Source organism: Pseudomonas sp. AAC (assembly GCF_000725445.1).
Classification (GTDB): Bacteria; Pseudomonadota; Gammaproteobacteria; order Pseudomonadales; family Pseudomonadaceae; genus Pseudomonas; species Pseudomonas citronellolis.
Map to the genome: position 1 here is coordinate 611,467 of NZ_KL647095.1, position 16,363 is coordinate 627,829.

12 protein-coding genes are annotated in these 16,363 nt (G+C 68.0%); all 12 read right to left on the bottom strand.

What is annotated here, in order from left to right:
• Positions 1-7: 7 nt before the first annotated feature.
• Positions 8-1,597, bottom strand: coding sequence for an urea ABC transporter permease subunit UrtB (gene urtB, locus FG99_RS08185; protein WP_043268711.1), 1,590 nt, complete (start codon positions 1,595-1,597; stop codon positions 8-10).
• A gap of 143 nt (positions 1,598-1,740) precedes the next feature.
• Complete coding sequence (gene urtA / locus FG99_RS08190) at positions 1,741-2,991, bottom strand: urea ABC transporter substrate-binding protein (protein ID WP_043268713.1); 1,251 nt, start codon at positions 2,989-2,991, stop codon at positions 1,741-1,743.
• Positions 2,992-3,264: 273 nt separating this feature from the next.
• Positions 3,265-3,861 (bottom strand): MarC family protein, encoded by a 597-nt coding sequence (locus FG99_RS08195; RefSeq protein WP_009613314.1) that lies wholly within the window; start codon positions 3,859-3,861, stop codon positions 3,265-3,267.
• Between the two features lie 508 nt (positions 3,862-4,369).
• The gene (locus FG99_RS08200; RefSeq protein WP_009613312.1) at positions 4,370-7,174 is read right to left on the bottom strand and encodes a hybrid sensor histidine kinase/response regulator; all 2,805 of its coding nucleotides are present in this window, start codon (positions 7,172-7,174) and stop codon (positions 4,370-4,372) included.
• Between the two features lie 147 nt (positions 7,175-7,321).
• The gene (gene purD, locus FG99_RS08205; RefSeq protein ID WP_043268715.1) at positions 7,322-8,611 is read right to left on the bottom strand and encodes a phosphoribosylamine--glycine ligase; all 1,290 of its coding nucleotides are present in this window, start codon (positions 8,609-8,611) and stop codon (positions 7,322-7,324) included.
• A gap of 90 nt (positions 8,612-8,701) precedes the next feature.
• Entirely contained in the window at positions 8,702-10,309 is a 1,608-nt protein-coding gene (gene purH / locus FG99_RS08210) for a bifunctional phosphoribosylaminoimidazolecarboxamide formyltransferase/IMP cyclohydrolase (RefSeq protein ID WP_043268717.1), read from the bottom strand.
• Positions 10,310-10,425: 116 nt separating this feature from the next.
• Positions 10,426-10,746 (bottom strand): DNA-binding transcriptional regulator Fis, encoded by a 321-nt coding sequence (fis, locus tag FG99_RS08215; protein ID WP_009613305.1) that lies wholly within the window; start codon positions 10,744-10,746, stop codon positions 10,426-10,428.
• Positions 10,743-11,741 carry a tRNA dihydrouridine synthase DusB gene (dusB, locus tag FG99_RS08220; protein ID WP_009613304.1) on the bottom strand — a complete coding sequence of 333 codons (999 nt, stop codon included), beginning with the start codon at positions 11,739-11,741 and terminating at the stop codon, positions 10,743-10,745. The genes fis and dusB overlap by 4 nt, the downstream gene beginning before the upstream one ends.
• Positions 11,742-11,968: 227 nt before the next feature.
• The gene (locus FG99_RS08225; protein WP_043268719.1) at positions 11,969-13,462 is read right to left on the bottom strand and encodes a DUF3426 domain-containing protein; all 1,494 of its coding nucleotides are present in this window, start codon (positions 13,460-13,462) and stop codon (positions 11,969-11,971) included.
• A 75-nt stretch (positions 13,463-13,537) separates the two neighbouring features.
• Positions 13,538-14,416, bottom strand: coding sequence for a 50S ribosomal protein L11 methyltransferase (prmA, locus tag FG99_RS08230; protein ID WP_009613301.1), 879 nt, complete (start codon positions 14,414-14,416; stop codon positions 13,538-13,540).
• Between the two features lie 108 nt (positions 14,417-14,524).
• The gene (gene accC, locus FG99_RS08235; protein WP_009613299.1) at positions 14,525-15,871 is read right to left on the bottom strand and encodes an acetyl-CoA carboxylase biotin carboxylase subunit; all 1,347 of its coding nucleotides are present in this window, start codon (positions 15,869-15,871) and stop codon (positions 14,525-14,527) included.
• 17 nt (positions 15,872-15,888) lie between these two features.
• A complete protein-coding gene (gene accB / locus FG99_RS08240) occupies positions 15,889-16,356 on the bottom strand; it encodes an acetyl-CoA carboxylase biotin carboxyl carrier protein (RefSeq protein ID WP_043268722.1) in 468 nt (155 codons plus the stop codon).
• Positions 16,357-16,363: the final 7 nt, after the last annotated feature.

Below are 16,363 nucleotides of genomic sequence, written 5' to 3' on the forward strand. Positions count from 1 at the left end.
GTTTTCATCAATCGATGACCCTCCCTTTCAGGGCGAACAGCCCCTGCGGGCGTTTCTGGATGAACAGGATGATCAGCGCCAGGATCAGGATCTTGCCCAGCACCGCGCCGATCTGCGGTTCGAGGATCTTGTTCGCCACGCCCAGGCCGAAGGCCGCGCAGACGCTGCCGGCCAGTTGGCCGACGCCGCCGAGCACCACCACCAGGAAGGAGTCGATGATGTAGCTCTGGCCCAGGTCCGGGCCGACGTTGCCGACCTGCGACAGGGCCACCCCGCCGAGCCCGGCGATGCCCGAGCCGAGGCCGAAGGCGAGCATGTCCACGCGCCCGGTGGGCACGCCGCAGCAGGCCGCCATGTTGCGGTTCTGCGTCACCGCGCGGACGTTCAGGCCCAGCCGCGTGCGGTTGAGCAGCAGCCAGGTGAGCGCCAGCACGAACAGGGCGAAGCCGATGATGACGATGCGGTTCCACGGCAGCACCAGGTTCGGCAGCAGCTGCACGCCGCCGGACAGCCAGGCCGGGTTGGCCACCTCGACGTTCTGCGCGCCGAACAGCACGCGCACCAGTTGGATCAGCACCAGGCTGATGCCCCAGGTGGCCAGCAGGGTTTCCAGGGGGCGGCCGTAGAGGTGGCGGATCACCGTGCGCTCCAGGGCCATGCCGATGGCCGCGGTGACGCCGAAGGCCACCGGCAGGGCCAGCAGCGGGTAGAACTCCAGCAGGCCGGGGGCGAAGCGTTGCAGCAGCGACTGCACCATGTAGGTGGAGTAGGCGCCGAGCATCAGCATCTCGCCGTGGGCCATGTTGATCACCCCGAGCAGGCCGTAGGTGATGGCCAGGCCGAGGGCCGCCAGCAGCAGGATGGAGCCCAGCGACAGGCCGCTGAAGGCCTGGCCGAGCAGGTCGCCGACCATGAGCCGGCGCTTGACCTGGGCCAGGCTGGTGGCGGCGGCGGTGCGCACCTGTTCGTCGGCCTCCACGGCCGGGTCGAGCAGGTTCTGCAGGCGGGTGAGGGCCAGCGGGTCGCCGGAATCGCCGAGCAGGCGCACGGCGGCCAGGCGCACCTGCGGGACGGTGTCGGCCAGTTGCAGGTTGGCCAGGGCCAGTTGCAGGGCGGCTTTCACCTTGTCGTCGGTTTCCGCGCCGGTGCGCTGGGCGAGCAGTTCGCGCTGCGCGGGCTTGGCGGTCTTCTGCAACTGGCGCGCGGCTTCCAGGCGCAGCGTCGGGTCCTTCGCCACCAACTGGTGGCTGGCCAGGGCGGTGTTGAGCAGGCCGCGCAGGCGGTTGTTCAGGCGCAGCTTGTCGGGCTCGCCGGCGGGCGTGGCGTCGCCTTCGGCGGCGCGGTAGTGCTTGTCGTCGCCGAGGAGGAAGGCATGGTTCTGCGCGTCGACGGCGAAGCGCCCGGCCTGGAGCGCTTCGAGCAGCGGCAGGCGCTCGGCCTCGGGGGCGGCGGCCCAGTGTTCGAGCAGCTGGGCGCGGCCGTCATTGTCGGCGGCGGCGAAGTCCCGGGCCGGGCCGGCTTGCGCGGGCAGGGCGAGGAGGGTGGCCAGCGCCAGGGCGCAGGCTCGGATTAGACGGATAAGGGCGGGTGGGGGCATGGGTTTTTTCGTTGGTTGGAGGCTGGAAGCTGGAGGCTGGAAGCTGGAAGCTAGAAGCTAGAAGCTAGAAGCTAGAAGCGAGACCGCGTCGCTTTTGGCTTTCAGCTTCCAGCTTCCAGCTTCCAGCTTCCAGCTTTTTCAATTCAGTCCTGCTTCTTGTCGTTGCCCGGGATGAACGGGCTCCAGGGCTGGGCGCGGATCGGCTCGGGGGTTTTCCAGACCACGTTGAACTGCCCGTCGTCCTGGATTTCGCCGATCATCACCGGCTTGTGCAGGTGGTGGTTGGTCTTGTCCATGGTCAGGGTGAAGCCCGAGGGCGCCTTGAAGGTCTGCCCGCCCATGGCCTCGCGGACCTTGCCGACGTCGGTGCTGCCGGCCTTCTCCACGGCCTGGGCCCACATGTGGATGCCGACGTAGGTGGCTTCCATCGGGTCGTTGGTCACGGCGGTGGCGTAGTTCGGCAGGTTCTTCGCCTTGGCGTAGGCCTTCCAGTCGGCGACGAACTTCTCGTTCTGCGGGTTCTTCACCGACTCGAAGTAGTTCCACGCCGCGAGGTTGCCCACCAGCGGCTTGGTGTCGATGCCGCGCAGTTCTTCCTCGCCCACCGAGAAGGCCACCACCGGCACTTCGGTGGCTTCCAGGCCCTGGTTGGCCAGTTCCTTGTAGAAGGGCACGTTGGAGTCGCCGTTGACGGTGGAGATCACCGCGGTCTTGCCGCCGGCGGAGAACTTCTTGATGTCGGCGACGATGGTCTGGTAGTCGCTGTGGCCGAACGGCGTGTAGACCTCCTGGATGTCCTTGTCGGCCACGCCCTTGCTGTGCAGGAAGGCGCGCAGGATCTTGTTGGTGGTGCGCGGGTAGACGTAGTCGGTGCCGAGCAGGAAGAAGCGCTTGGCCGCGCCGCCGTCCTCGCTCATCAGGTATTCCACCGCGGGGATGGCCTGCTGGTTCGGCGCGGCGCCGGTGTAGAAGACGTTGGGCGACATTTCCTCGCCCTCGTACTGCACCGGGTAGAACAGCAGGCCGTTGAGTTCCTCGAACACCGGCAGCACGGATTTGCGCGAGACGCTGGTCCAGCAGCCGAAGACCACCGCGACCTTGTCCTGGGTCAGCAGCTGGCGGGCTTTCTCGGCGAACAGCGGCCAGTTCGACGCCGGGTCGACCACCACCGGCTCCAGCTTCTTGCCGTTCACCCCGCCCTTGGCGTTGATTTCGTCGATGGTCATCAGCGCCATGTCCTTGAGCGAGGTCTCGGAGATGGCCATGGTGCCGGACAGCGAATGCAGGATGCCGACCTTGATGGTCTCGGCGGCCTGGGAGCCGAAGGGGAACAGGCCGGTGAGCAGCAGCGCGCTCACCGCCAGGGTGCTTTTCAACAGGGGACGACGTTTCATCGCGGCAGCCTCCTTGGCTTCCAGTACCTGGGAGGGTGCCGCGCGGATTCTGGGCCGTCGCCTGTGCAGCCTCCCGAAATGGGTAGGGGACCCCTGCGGGTCGGGAGGTCTATCGCAGCATCCGTGCCAAGCAGCGCAAAGCCCTGTGCCAGAGGGCTTGCGCGGCGTTTTTTGCCGTTTCGCTCGGGGTTTTCGCGGCGCCATTCTGGTGCGCCGAGGGGGCGCACGGACGATTCGCCCCCAATTGGGGCGCGCCTCTGTGTGACGCCGGTCTCAGGGCGCGGGCAGGAAGTAGCCGCGCACGCCGGTCATGATGATCTGCGCGGCCAGCGCGCAGACGAACAGGCCCATCAGCCGGCTGACGATCTGCAGGCCCTGCTCGCCGAGGATGCGTTCGATGCGGTCGGACAGGAAGAGGGTGACGCCGAGGGTGAGGCAGGCGAGGACGATCGCCAGCAGCGCCAGCAGCTTGTCCTCCCAGTGCTGGCCGACGCCCATCACCAGCAGCGCGCCTATGGTGCCGGGGCCTACGGTGATGGGGATGGTCAGCGGGACGATGGTGACGTCCTGCTGCACGTTGTCGCTCTGCACCGCCGAGCGCCCCTGGGCCATGCCCAGGGCGGAGATGAACAGCACGCTGCCGGCGCCGATGCGGAAGGCGTCGGCGGTGATGCCGAAGAGGGTGAAGATGTAGCGCCCGAACAGGTACAGCAGCACGCTGGCCACCAGCGCCGCCAGGGCCACGCGCCAGGCCATGTGCTTGCGGTCGCGCGGGGCGAAGCCGCGGCTGAGGCTGATGAAGCAGGAAAGCACGAAGAAGGGGCTGTAGAGCACCAGCATCTTCAGGTACACGCTGAACAGCACATGCATGGGGGGATCTCGTCCGGGTGAGATGGCTCTGCTGGGGCTGAAGCATAGCGGGCGGGGTGGGGCGTGGTCATTGCCAGGGGGCGGGTTTCGGTGGGGGGTGTTAGGAGCGAGCTTGCTCGCGAAGGATGTTCACCGGTGATGTCGGTGTATTGGCCCGACTCCTTTCCCTCTCCCCAGCCCTCTCCCTGAAGGGAGAGGGGGCCGTACGGAGTGAAGTGTGATCACGTCGCTCACTGCTACTCCGCTGTTGCCGGTGAGCGCCGATATGTCCGATGGCACGGACAGTCCCCTCTCCCTTCAGGGAGAGGGTTAGGGAGAGGGGCGAGGTCAACCCGAAAGACCGTAGCCACCGGGAAACGCCGTTCGCGAGCAAGCTCGCTCCTACACCCTCCGGCAGACACAACGCCCGTAGGATGCGGTTGAGCGGAGCGATACCCATCACCGCAACCGCATGGGTTTCGCAAGCTCAACCCATCCTACGAAAAGCACCTCGGCGCCGTGATGGGCGTCAGGACGGCAACGCCGCGTCGCTCTGCTGGCGCAGGCGGCGTTCGCGTTCGGCTACCCAGTAGGCCACCAGTTCGCGCAGTTGCGACAGTTCCACCGGCTTGGCCATGTGCCCGTCCATGCCGACCAGGCGGGCGCGTTCCTTGTGTTCGCTGAGGATGTGCGCGGTGAGCGCCACCACCGGCGTGTGCGGGCGGTGTTCGCTGGCTTCCCAGGCACGCAGGCGCTCGGTGGCGGAGAAGCCGTCGAGCACCGGCATCTCGCAATCCATCAGCACCAGGTCGTACTGGGTGGCCTTCATCGCGGCCAGGGCTTCCTCGCCGTTGCTGGCGGTGTCCGGCTGCAGGTCGAGCTTGCCGAGCATGCCGCGGATGACCTTGGTGGAGATGCTGTTGTCCTCGGCCACCAGCACGCGGAAGTCGCTGGGCGGGCTCAGCGGCGCAGGTTCGGCGGCCGCCGGCAGGTAGTTGGTCACGCCGCTGGGGCCGCGCTGGGCCAGTTCGTCGGCGAGGGTGGCCTTGAGCGTGTAGCCGGCCACCGGCTTGGCCAGGATGCGCTTGATCCCGGCGTTGCGGGCGATGATCTTGCTCGGCGCGTTGCTGATGCCGGTGAGCATGATCAGCAGGATGTCGTGGTTGAGGTTGGGGTCTTCCTGGATCTTGGTCGCCAGTTGCATACCGGTCATGCCGGGCATGTCCTGGTCGAGCAGGACCACGTCGAAGTATTCGCGCAGGTGTGCCTTGGTACGCAGCAGGGCCAGGGCTTCCTTGCCGGAAGCCACGGCGCTGACGTTCATGCCCCAGACGCTGCACTGCTGCACCACCACCTTGCGGCAGGTCTGGTTGTCGTCCACCACCAGCAGGCGCGCGCCCTGCAGCGGGCTGTCGAGGTCGGCGGTGGGGTGTTCGAGCATGTCCTGGTCCAGCGGCAGGCTCAGCCACAGGGTGTTGCCGCTGTCGCCGCCGCTGTCCAGGCCGCTTTCGATGCCCAGTTGGCCGGACATCAGCTGGATCAGCTGGCGCGCGATCACCAGGCCCAGGCGGCTGCTCAGGCGGGTGGCGGAGAGGAAGTCGCGGCTGTGCAGCTCGGCGGTGAGCAGGGCCTGGCGGTCGTTGGGGTCCAGCGGGCGGCCGCTGTCCTGCACGGCGATGCGCAGGCGCGTCTTGCCCGGCGGGCCGTCGAGGGCCACCACCAGGAGGATCTCGCCTTCCTCGGTCTGCTTGAAGGCGTTGTCCAGCAGGCTCAGCAGCACCTGGCGCAGGCGCGTCGGGTCGCCGCTGATCACCCGTGGCACCTGCGGCTGGGTGAAGCTGATCAGCTCGATCTTCTGCTGCTCGGCGCGCACCCGGAAGATCGCCAGGCAGTCCTCGATCAGCGCGCCCAGGTCGAACTGCACCTCGTCCAGCTCGATCTGCCCGGACTCCAGCTTGGAGATGTCGAGGATTTCGTTGATCAGCGCCAGCAGCTCGTTGCCGGCGCTGTGGATGGTCTGCACGTAGTCGCGCTGCTTGGCCGACAGCGGGGTGCCGAGCAGCAGCTCGGTCATGCCCAGCACGCCGTTCATGGGGGTGCGGATTTCGTGGCTGATCTTCGCCAGGAACTCGCCCTTGGCCTTGAGCTCGGCGCTGCTGGCGGCGCGCTTGCGGCTGGCGTCGAAGCTCTCCTGCTGCAGTTGGCGCTGGCGCTCGGCCAGGGCCAGGCTGAGCAGGAAGCCGGCCGCTGCGGTCAGCCCCAGCAGCGCGCTGCCGAGCCAGTCGCTGCGCGTGGGCACGTAGCCGAGCAGGGCCGGCAGGCTCAGCAGCCAGGCGCTGACGAACACGCCCATGGCGATGACGAACAGCCGGGCCGGGCGATAGCCGTGGCGCATGTAGTAGGCGGCGATGAGGAACATGCCCAGGCTGGTGATCGCCACCAGGCCGTAGAGCAACTCGCCGGTGGGGATGTCCAGGGCCAGGTGCAGCAGCGCGCCGAGGCCCAGCAGGCCGAGGCTGCCCAGCGCCAGCAGGCGGCCCAGGGGGCGGCGTGGCGGCTGGCCGTGGAAGAAGCTGGCGGTGTAGCCCAGGGCGCAGAACAGCACCAGCAGCAGGGCCAGCTGGGCGGTCAGCGGCTGCCAGGTCTGGTGCGTGCCGTACCAGGGGCTGAGCAGGCCGAACAGCGTCAGGCAGGCCAGCAGCAGCCCGGCGTGCACGCCGGCCAGCCACAGGCCGCTGAGCACGCGGTTGTAGGCGAAGCGCACCAGGTTGTAGAGCAGCAGCATGCCCAGGCAGCCGAGGAGGATGCCGAACTGCAGCGGGCGCTGCTGGCCGGCGGGGTATTCGGCGCTTTCCAGGCTGATGGTGGGGCGCAGGCTCTGGCTGGAACTCAGGCGCAGGTAGAGGTCGAGGACTTCGGGGCTGCTGCGCAGCGGCAGCAGGATGTCGCTGTTGAGCAGCGGGCGCTGGCCGGGGTAGAGGTTGCCGGCCTGGCGCTCTTCCAGCAGCTGCGAGCCGTGCAGCAGGTAGAGCTGCAGGCTGTCCAGGCTCGGCGAGAACAGGCGCAGCTGGCGCGGCGCGTCGCTGGCCGGCAGGCGGTAGTGCAGCCAGATGGCGCCGGGGCCGGCGGGGGCGTGCAGGTCTTCGATGTCGAGGGGGCTGAACAGCGGGCGCAGGCGTGCGGAGAGGACGTCCTGCAACTGCAGGCGGCCTTCGCCGTCGTGCAACTGCGACCAGCCGTCGGCATCCTGCGCCTGGACGAGGCCCGGGCCTACGAGCAGGGCCGTCAGCAGCAGGCAGACCAGAAGTCCTGTGGCGTTCCAGAGCCGGCGCACGGCGAATTCCCTTCGGTGGAGAGTGGCCGGATTATAGCCAAGTGCCGACGGCCCCGAAATCCACCCGGGCCCGCACGTGGCCGCCTGCCGACCGCAGGTCGGAAAAACGGGCGCAAAGGCGGCTCAGCCCCTGCGCCCGCCGGCCTTTCAGCCTTCGCCGCGTTCGCGGGCGATGGCGCGGTAGCCGATGTCCTTGCGGTAGAAGCAGCCGTTCCAGCGGATCTGCTCCGCCAGGCGGTAGGCCTGCTGCTGCGCCGAGGACACGCTCGGGCCGATGGCGGTGGCGCAGAGCACGCGGCCGCCGGAGGTGACCACCTGGCCGTCCTTCAGCGCGGTGCCGGCATGGAACACCTTGCCGTCGAGCTTGGCGGCTTCGGCCAGGCCTTCGATGACGTCGCCCTTGGCGTAGTCGCCCGGGTAGCCGCCGGCGGCCAGCACCACGCCCACGGTGGGGCGCGGGTCCCAGGTGGCCTCGACCTTGTCCAGCGCCTTGGCCAGGGCGGCCTCGACCAGCAGGACCAGGGAGGACTCCAGGCGGACCATGATCGGCTGGGTTTCCGGGTCGCCGAAGCGGCAGTTGAACTCGATGACCTTGGGCGCGCCGCTCTTGTCGATCATCAGGCCGGCGTAGAGGAAGCCGGTGTAGACGTTGCCTTCCTCGGCCATGCCGCGCACGGTCGGGTAGATGACCTCGTCCATCACCCGCTGGTGCACCTCGGGGGTGACCACCGGGGCCGGCGAGTAGGCGCCCATGCCGCCGGTGTTGGGGCCAGTGTCGGCGTCGCCGACGCGCTTGTGGTCCTGGCTGGTGGCCATGGGCAGCACGTTCTGGCCGTCGACCATGACGATGAAGCTGGCTTCCTCGCCGTCGAGGAACTCCTCGATCACCACGCGCGAACCGGCGTCGCCGAAGGCGTTGCCGGCGAGCATGTCGCGCACGGCTTCCTCGGCTTCTTCCAGTGTCATGGCGACGATCACGCCCTTGCCCGCGGCCAGGCCGTCGGCCTTGATCACGATGGGCGCGCCTTTTTCCTTCAGGTAGGCCAGGGCCGGCTCGACTTCGGTGAAGTTCTGGTAGTCGGCGGTGGGGATTTTGTGGCGGGCCAGGAAGTCCTTGGTGAAGGCCTTGGAGCCTTCCAGCTGGGCCGCGCCCTTGGTCGGGCCGAAGATGTCCAGGCCGCGCGAACGGAACAGGTCGACCACGCCGGCGACCAGCGGCGCCTCGGGGCCGACGATGGTCAACTGCACGTTCTTCGCGGCGAAGTCGGCCAGTTGCTCCAGGGCCAGCACGTCGATGGCGACGTTCTCGCACTTGGGCTCGGTGGCGGTGCCGGCGTTGCCCGGGGCGACGAAGACCTTCGCCACGCGCGGGTCCTGGGCGACCTTCCAGGCCAGGGCGTGTTCGCGACCGCCGCTGCCGATGATCAGTACATTCATATTCGATAGCTCTCGTCTGAGAGCTGGAAGCTGGAAGCTGGAAGCTGGAAGCGGTCGGGCTTCAGGCTTCCAGCTACAGGCTTCCAGCTTTTAGTGCCTGAAATGGCGCATCCCGGTGAACACCATGGCGATGCCGGCTTCGTCGGCCGCCGCGATGACTTCGTTGTCACGCATCGAGCCGCCCGGCTGGATCACCGCGGTGATGCCGGCCTTGGCCGCGTTGTCGATGCCGTCGCGGAACGGGAAGAAGGCGTCCGAGGCCATGACCGCGCCTTTCACTTCCAGGCCGGCGTGCTCGGCCTTGATGGCGGCGATGCGTGCGGAGTTGACGCGGCTCATCTGGCCGGCGCCGACGCCCACGGTCTGGCGGTGCCTGGCGTAGACGATGGCGTTGGACTTGACGAACTTGGCCACTTTCCAGGCGAAGATCAGGTCGTGGATTTCCTGTTCGCTGGGCGCGCGCTGGGTGACGATCTTCAGGTCCGCCTCGGTGATCATGCCGATGTCGCGGCTCTGTACCAGCAGGCCGCCGTTGACGCGCTTGAAGTCCCAGCCCGGGGCGCGCTCGGCCGGCCACTCGCCGCATTCGAGCAGGCGCACGTTGGCCTTGGCGGCGACCACGGCGCGGGCGGCCGCGGAGACTTTCGGGGCGATGATGACTTCGACGAACTGGCGCTCGACGATGGCCTGGGCGGTGTCGCCGTCCAGCTCGCGGTTGAAGGCGATGATGCCGCCGAAGGCCGACTCGGTGTCGGTGGCGTAGGCCAGGTCGTAGGCCTTGCGGATGCCGCCCTCGTTCTCCGGGACCACGGCCACGCCGCACGGGTTGGCGTGCTTGACGATGACGCAGGCCGGCTTGACGAAGCTCTTCACGCATTCCAGCGCGGCGTCGGTGTCGGCCACGTTGTTGAACGACAGTTCCTTGCCTTGCAGCTGCACGGCGGTGGAAACGCTGGCCTCGCCCTTCTTCGCCTCGACGTAGAAGGCCGCGCTCTGGTGCGGGTTCTCGCCGTAGCGCATTTCCTGGGCCTTGATGAACTGGCTGTTGAAGGTGCGCGGGAAGGCGCCGCGGCCTTCGGTGGAGAGGGTGTCGCGCGCCTGGTCGATGGTGCCCAGGTAGTTGGCGATCATGCCGTCGTAGGCGGCGGTGTGCTCGAAGGCCTTCAGGGCCAGGTCGAAGCGCTGGGCATAGGTCAGGCCGCCGGCCTTCAGGGCCGCGACCACGCCGGCGTAGTCGCCGGCGTTGACCACGATGGCGACGTCCTTGTGGTTCTTCGCCGCGCTGCGGACCATGGTCGGGCCGCCGATGTCGATGTTCTCGATGGCGGTCGGCAGGTCGCAGTCGGGCTTGGCCACGGTGGCCTCGAAGGGGTACAGGTTGACCGCCACCAGGTCGATCGGCTTGATGCCGTGCTCGGCCATCACCGCGCCGTCGATGTCGCGACGGCCGAGGATGCCGCCGTGCACCTTCGGGTGCAGGGTCTTGACGCGGCCGTCCATCATTTCCGGGAAGCCGGTGTAGTCGGCCACTTCCACGGCGGCGATGGCGTTGTCCTTGAGCAGCTTGTAGGTGCCGCCGGTGGAGAGGATCTCCACGCCGAGGGCGACCAGCTCGCGGGCGAAATCGACGACGCCGGTCTTGTCGGAGACGCTGATCAGCGCGCGGCGGATGGGCAGGCGGGTGGTTTGGTCGGTCATCTGTCAGGCCATCGGATAGAGGAAAAGAAAGAGCTGGAAGCTTGAAGCTGAAAGCCGGAAGTCAAGAGCGCCGTTCGGCTTTCCACTTCCAGCTTCGGGCTTCGCGCTTCCAGCTTCTAGAGAAGATCGTATTGCTTGAGCTTCTTGCGCAGGGTGCCGCGGTTCAGGCCGAGCAGCTCCGACGCCTTGGTCTGGTTACCCTTCACGTGGTCCATCACGGTTTCCAGCAGCGGTGCCTCCACTTCGCAGAGCACCATGTTGTACACGTCCGTGACCGGCTGCCCATCGAGGTGGGCGAAGTAGTTGCGCAGTGCCTTCTCGACGCTGTCGCGCAGGGTATGGCCTTCCTGCGTCGGCGTGTTCAGGTGCTGTTTGAGGTTCGCGTTGTCGCTCACGGGTGTCATTCCACTCACTAAAGTCTCGGTCATCGTTGTCATGCGGCCACCCCTTTTCCGTTGTCGTGGCGCTCGGCGAAGAACTGCCTGACGCTGGCGCTCTGTGCATCCGTGTTCTGCAAACGATTGAACTGGGCGCGGAACTCCGCCGCCCCCGGTAACGTCGCCAGGTACCAGCCCACGTGCTTGCGGGCGATGCGGACACCCAGCTCTTCCCCATAGAAGGCATGCAAGGCGGCCAGGTGCTCCAGCAAAATGCTTTCCACCTCGGCCAGGGACGGCGCCGGCAAGGTCTCGCCGGTGCTCAGGTAGTGCTCGATCTCACGGAATATCCACGGCCGGCCCTGGGCGGCGCGGCCGATCAGCAAGGCGTCGGCGCCGGTGTGCTGGAGCACCTGGCGGGCCTTCTGCGGCGAGGTGATGTCGCCATTGGCGAACACCGGGATGGACACCGCCTGCTTGATCGCGGCGATGGTTTCGTATTCGGCGTCGCCGGTGTACAGGTCGGCGCGGGTGCGGCCATGCACGGCCAGGGCCTGGATGCCCGACTGCTCGGCGATGCGCGCGACGTTCACGCCGTTGCGGTTGTCGCGGTCCCAGCCGGTGCGGATCTTCAGCGTCACCGGCACTTCGACGGCGGCCACCACGGCTTCGAGGATTTCGGCCACCAGCTTCTCGTCGCGCAGCAGCGCGGAGCCGGCGGCCTTGTTGCACACCTTCTTGGCCGGGCAGCCCATGTTGATGTCGATGATCTGCGCGCCCAGCTCGACGTTGGCGCGGGCGGCCTCGGCGAGCATCTGCGGGTCGCCGCCGGCTATCTGCACCGAACGCGGCTGGTCCTCGCCGTCGTGCACCAGGCGCAGGCGCGACTTGCGGCTGTTCCACAGGCGCACGTCGCTGGTGACCATCTCCGAGACCACCATGCCGGCGCCGAGGCGGCGGCACAGCTGGCGGAACGGGCGATCGGTGACGCCGGCCATGGGAGCCAGGATCAGTCTGTTGGGCAGTGTGTAAGAGCCGATGCGAACCACCGACATCGCTTCCCTGTTATGGGGCGCAATCGCTGCACGCTCCCGCGGGTCGAGGACTCGGGGAGGGTCGGCGAGAGGCCACCGGTGCTTGCAAAAAAGGGAGGGCATGATACCCGCTCTCGATGACCGGATAAAGGCGATTTTGGATAAATTCTGAACAGCCGCCGGCTTATTGCCTGGGGTTGGAAGACGAGCGGAACTGGCGCTGCGCGGGGTTCTGCGTTATGCGCCGGTCACTCCGGCGAATGGAAGCTGAGGCTGTAGTTGACCGCCTTGGGGCCCGGGTCGAGGATGTCCAGCGACACGTGGATCGGCGTCTGCGGCGGCATCTCGCTCTGCCCGGCCAGCTCGCCGCCCAGGTATTCGCTGGGCTTGAAGCTGCGGCTGGCGATCAGTTGGCCGTTGAGGTCGGCGAAGCGCAGCTCCAGCAGCGGGAAGGGCTGGGAGAAGCTGGCGCGGTTGTAGATGATCGCGTCCACCACCAGGGCGCCGCTGAAGTCCGGGTGGCTGCGCACCACCAGGTTGCTGCTGCGGATCTGCTCGACGTCGACCTTCGACGGCAGGGTGCAGCCCAGCTGCGGGCAGAGTTCGGCGAACCAGGGGCGGTAGGCGTCCTCGCGGGCCAGTTCGTCGAAGTGGTAGGCCACGTACTGGCCGCCCAGGCCGGCCAGGGCCAGGAGGATCAGCAGCAGCCAGAGCAGGCGCCAGCCCCAGCGGCTCTTGGGCTTCTGCCAGTCCAGTTGCAGCGGCTCGTCGCTGAGGTCGTGCAGGGCGGCCTCGCCCAGGCCCGGGTCGGGGCGGCGCGGGGCCTTGTCGTCTGCCTCTTCGTCCTCGTCGTCCAGCGGCGCGCCCAGGCGGGGCGTCTCGCGTTCCGCCAGCGGGGGCTCGGCCTCGGGTTCCTCGTCCGGCTCGGCTTCGGTTTCCAGCGGCTCGTCGTCGCGGCGGGCGCTGAAGCTCGGCAGGTCGTCGTCTTCCTCTTCTGCGGCCGCGGCGGCCACGGCCGGCTCTTCGACCGGCGCGCTCTGCGGTTGCGGCGGCGCGACGGGGGGCTGCTCGGGCTCTTCGTCGATGCGGCCCTGGCTCGGTTCCTGGCGGCCGCCTTCGCTCGCCTGGCGTTCCTCGTCGCGCAGCAGGGCCTCGGCCCAGCGTTCGTCATGCGGGTCGCGCGCCGACGGGCGGTTGCCCAGCAGGGCCTCGGCCGGCTTGGGCGCGGCCTGCAGTTCGCGGAATTCCTGGGACAGCTCGAATTCGTCGAGCTTGGCCAGCTCTTCGTCGAGGTTGAGGCTGTCCAGGTCGAGATCGTCGTGGATCCACAGGGTATCGTCGGCGGGCTTGGCCGCTGCGGCGGCTTCTTGCGCCGGCCTGGCCGGTGCCGGGGGCTGGGTGGGGGCCGGCATAGGTGTGGCGGCCGGGGCTACCGTGCTGTCGGCGGACGGTCGCGCGCTGTGCGGCGCCAGCGGCCAGCCGAGGGTGGCGACGCCGGGCGCCGGGACGGGGCGCGGGGGCTCGCTTGGCGCTGCGGGCGCTGCGGGTTTCGGGGCCGCAGCCGGCGGCTGGATGGGCTCGCCGCCGGAGCGCGCGGTGCCGCCCAGCATATGTTGTGGGGCGTTGAACACCTTGAGGCAGGCGCCGCAGCGCACAGCGCCATTGGCCGCACCCAGCTGCGCCTGGTTGACGCGGAAACTGGTGAGGCAATGCGGGCACTGTGTGATGAAACTGGCGCTCATGCGGCGGTCCGGCGATAAACGGTCGATTAGTCTAACTCAAGCCTCGGCGTGCGGGCAGTTGGCCGCCACCAGGGTTCAGCGGCGGCGGCCGCTGATGCGTACCCAGCCTTCGCGCTCGGCGGTGGGCTCCAGCTCGAAGGCGTCGGCGTAGGCGGCGCGCACTTCCTCGGCCTGCTCGGCGAGGATGCCCGACAGGGCCAGGCGGCCGCCGGGCTTGACCAGGGAAGTCAGCTGGCCTGCCAGTGAGACCAGGGGACCGGCGAGAATGTTCGCCACCACCACGTCGGCCTGCCCGGCGGGCAGATCGGCGGGCAGGTAGACCGGGAACAGCGCCGGGTCGATGCCGTTGCGCGTGGCGTTGTCGCGCGAGGCCTCCAGGGCCTGCGGGTCGATGTCGGTGCCCAGCGCCTGCTTCGCGCCTAGCAGCAGCGCGGCGATGGCGAGGATGCCCGAGCCGCAGCCGAAGTCCAGCACGGTGTCGCCGGCCAGTTCCTGGCCGTCCAGCCATTCCAGGCACAGCGCGGTGGTCGGGTGGGTGCCGGTGCCGAAGGCCAGGCCCGGGTCGAGCAGCAGGTTCACCGCCTCCGGCTCCGGCGCCTCGTGCCAGCTGGGGACGATCCACAGGCGGCGGCCGAAGCGCATCGGCTTGAAGTTGTCCATCCAGCTGCGTTCCCAGTCCTGGTCTTCGACGATTTCGACCTGGTGCTGGGGCAGTTCGCCGCCGGTCAGCAGCTGCAGGTGGGCCAGCAGCGCGGCCTCGTCGGTGCCGTCCTCGAACAGCGCCAGCAGGTGGGTGTGGGTCCACAGCGGGGTGGTGCCCAGGTCCGGCTCGAAGATCGGTTGGTCCTCGGCGTCCATGAAGGTCACCGAGACGGCGCCGACTTCCAGCAGGGCGTCTTCGTAGGTGGGCGCCTGTTCCGGGGTGATGGCGAGGCGGACTTGAACCCAGGGCATAAAAAACCTCGTGAGAAAACGGCTGAAGGCTGGAAGGCCGGACGAAGGGCGGGATTATCCGCTTTTTCGTCCAGCCTTCCAGCCTCCAGCGCTTTTATCGGCGTGGGGTCAGTGACTCATGCCGAGTTTCTTTTCCAGGTAATGGATGTTCACACCGCCCTTGCAGAATTCCTTGTCGCGGACCAGGTCCTTGTGCAGGTCGATGTTGGTCTTGATGCCGTCGACGATCAGCTCGTCCAGGGCATTGCGCATGCGCGCCAGGGCCTCGTCGCGGTCCTTGCCGTAGGTGATCAGCTTGCCGACCAGCGAGTCGTAGTTCGGCGGTACGGTGTAGCCGCTGTACAGGTGAGAGTCGACGCGCACGCCGTTGCCGCCGGGGGCGTGGAAGTGCTTCACGGTGCCCGGGCTGGGCATGAAGTTCTTCGGGTCCTCGGCGTTGATCCGGCATTCCAGGGCATGGCCGCGGATCACCACGTCCTCCTGGCGTACCGACAGCTTCTGGCCGGAGGCGATGCGCAGCATTTCCTTGACGATGTCGATGCCGGTGACCATCTCCGACACCGGATGCTCCACCTGCACGCGGGTGTTCATCTCGATGAAGTAGAAGCGGCCGTTCTCGTAGAGGAACTCGAAGGTGCCGGCGCCACGGTAGCCGATCTCGACGCAGGCGCGAACGCAGCGTTCGAGGACTTCCGCACGGGCCTTCTCGTCGATGCCCGGCGCAGGGGCTTCTTCCAGCACCTTCTGGTGGCGGCGCTGCAGCGAGCAGTCGCGGTCGCCCAGGTGGATGGCGTTGCCCTGGCCGTCGGAGAGCACCTGGACTTCCACGTGGCGCGGGTTGGTCAGGAACTTCTCCAGGTAGACCATGGAGTTGCCGAAGGCGGCGCCGGCCTCGGTGCGGGTCAGCTTGGCCGACTTGATCAGCTCTTCCTCGCTGTGCACCACGCGCATGCCGCGGCCACCGCCGCCGCCGGCGGCCTTGATGATGACCGGGTAGCCCACTTCGCGGGCGATGGCCAGGGCGGTTTCCTCGTCTTCCGGCAGCGGGCCGTCGGAGCCCGGCACGGTGGGCACGCCGGCTTTCTTCATGGCGTCCTTGGCCGAGACCTTGTCGCCCATCAGGCGGATCACGTCGGCGCTCGGGCCGATGAAGGTGAAGCCGGAGCGTTCGACCTGCTCGGCGAAGTCGGCGTTTTCGGCGAGGAAGCCGTAGCCCGGGTGGATGCCGTTGGCGCCGGTGACTTCGGCGGCGGCGATGATCGCCGGGATGTGCAGGTAGGACTGGCCGGCCGGGGCCGGGCCGATGCACACGGCCTCGTCGGCCAGCGACAGGTGCATCAGCTCGCGGTCGGCGGTGGAGTGCACCGCGACCGTCTTGATGCCCAGCTCCTTGCAGGCGCGCAGGATGCGCAGGGCGATCTCGCCGCGGTTGGCGATCAGTACTTTATCCAACATCGCAGGTTCCCCGCGGCTTAGACGATGGTGAACAGCGGCTGGTCGTACTCGACCGGCTGGCCGCTTTCGACCAGGACCTGCTCGATGACGCCGCTGGTTTCAGCCTCGATGTGGTTCATCATCTTCATGGCTTCGACGATGCACAGGATGTCGCCTTTCTTCACGCTCTGGCCGACTTCGACGAAGGGCGCAGCGGTCGGTGACGGCGAGCGGTAGAAGGTACCGACCATCGGCGAGCGGACCACGTTGCCGTTGAGCTTGGCGGCGGCCGGCGCAGCTTCTGCGGCCGGTGCGGCGGCAGCGGCCGGGGCCGGCGCGGCAGCGGGGGCGGGCGCGTAGGCCGGGGCGGCAGCGTAGATCGGCTGGGCGGCGGTCTTGCTGTGGCGGCTGATGCGCACCGATTCTTCGCCTTCGCGGATTTCCAGCTCGTCGATGCCGGACTCTTCGAGCAGTTCGATCAGTTTCTTGACTTTACGGATGTCCATTAGCGTT

Bases quoted from the DNA above. Each gene is read 5' to 3' on its own strand.
- urtB (WP_043268711.1), bottom strand. From the start codon at position 1,597: ATGCCCCCACCCGCCCTTATCCGTCTAATCCGAGCCTGCGCCCTGGCG.
- urtA (WP_043268713.1), bottom strand. From the start codon at position 2,991: ATGAAACGTCGTCCCCTGTTGAAAAGCACCCTGGCGGTGAGCGCGCTG.
- FG99_RS08195 (WP_009613314.1), bottom strand. From the start codon at position 3,861: ATGCATGTGCTGTTCAGCGTGTACCTGAAGATGCTGGTGCTCTACAGC.
- purD (WP_043268715.1), bottom strand. From the start codon at position 8,611: ATGAATGTACTGATCATCGGCAGCGGCGGTCGCGAACACGCCCTGGCC.
- purH (WP_043268717.1), bottom strand. From the start codon at position 10,309: ATGACCGACCAAACCACCCGCCTGCCCATCCGCCGCGCGCTGATCAGC.
- fis (WP_009613305.1), bottom strand. From the start codon at position 10,746: ATGACAACGATGACCGAGACTTTAGTGAGTGGAATGACACCCGTGAGC.
- dusB (WP_009613304.1), bottom strand. From the start codon at position 11,741: ATGTCGGTGGTTCGCATCGGCTCTTACACACTGCCCAACAGACTGATC.
- FG99_RS08225 (WP_043268719.1), bottom strand. From the start codon at position 13,462: ATGAGCGCCAGTTTCATCACACAGTGCCCGCATTGCCTCACCAGTTTC.
- prmA (WP_009613301.1), bottom strand. From the start codon at position 14,416: ATGCCCTGGGTTCAAGTCCGCCTCGCCATCACCCCGGAACAGGCGCCC.
- accC (WP_009613299.1), bottom strand. From the start codon at position 15,871: ATGTTGGATAAAGTACTGATCGCCAACCGCGGCGAGATCGCCCTGCGC.
- accB (WP_043268722.1), bottom strand. From the start codon at position 16,356: ATGGACATCCGTAAAGTCAAGAAACTGATCGAACTGCTCGAAGAGTCC.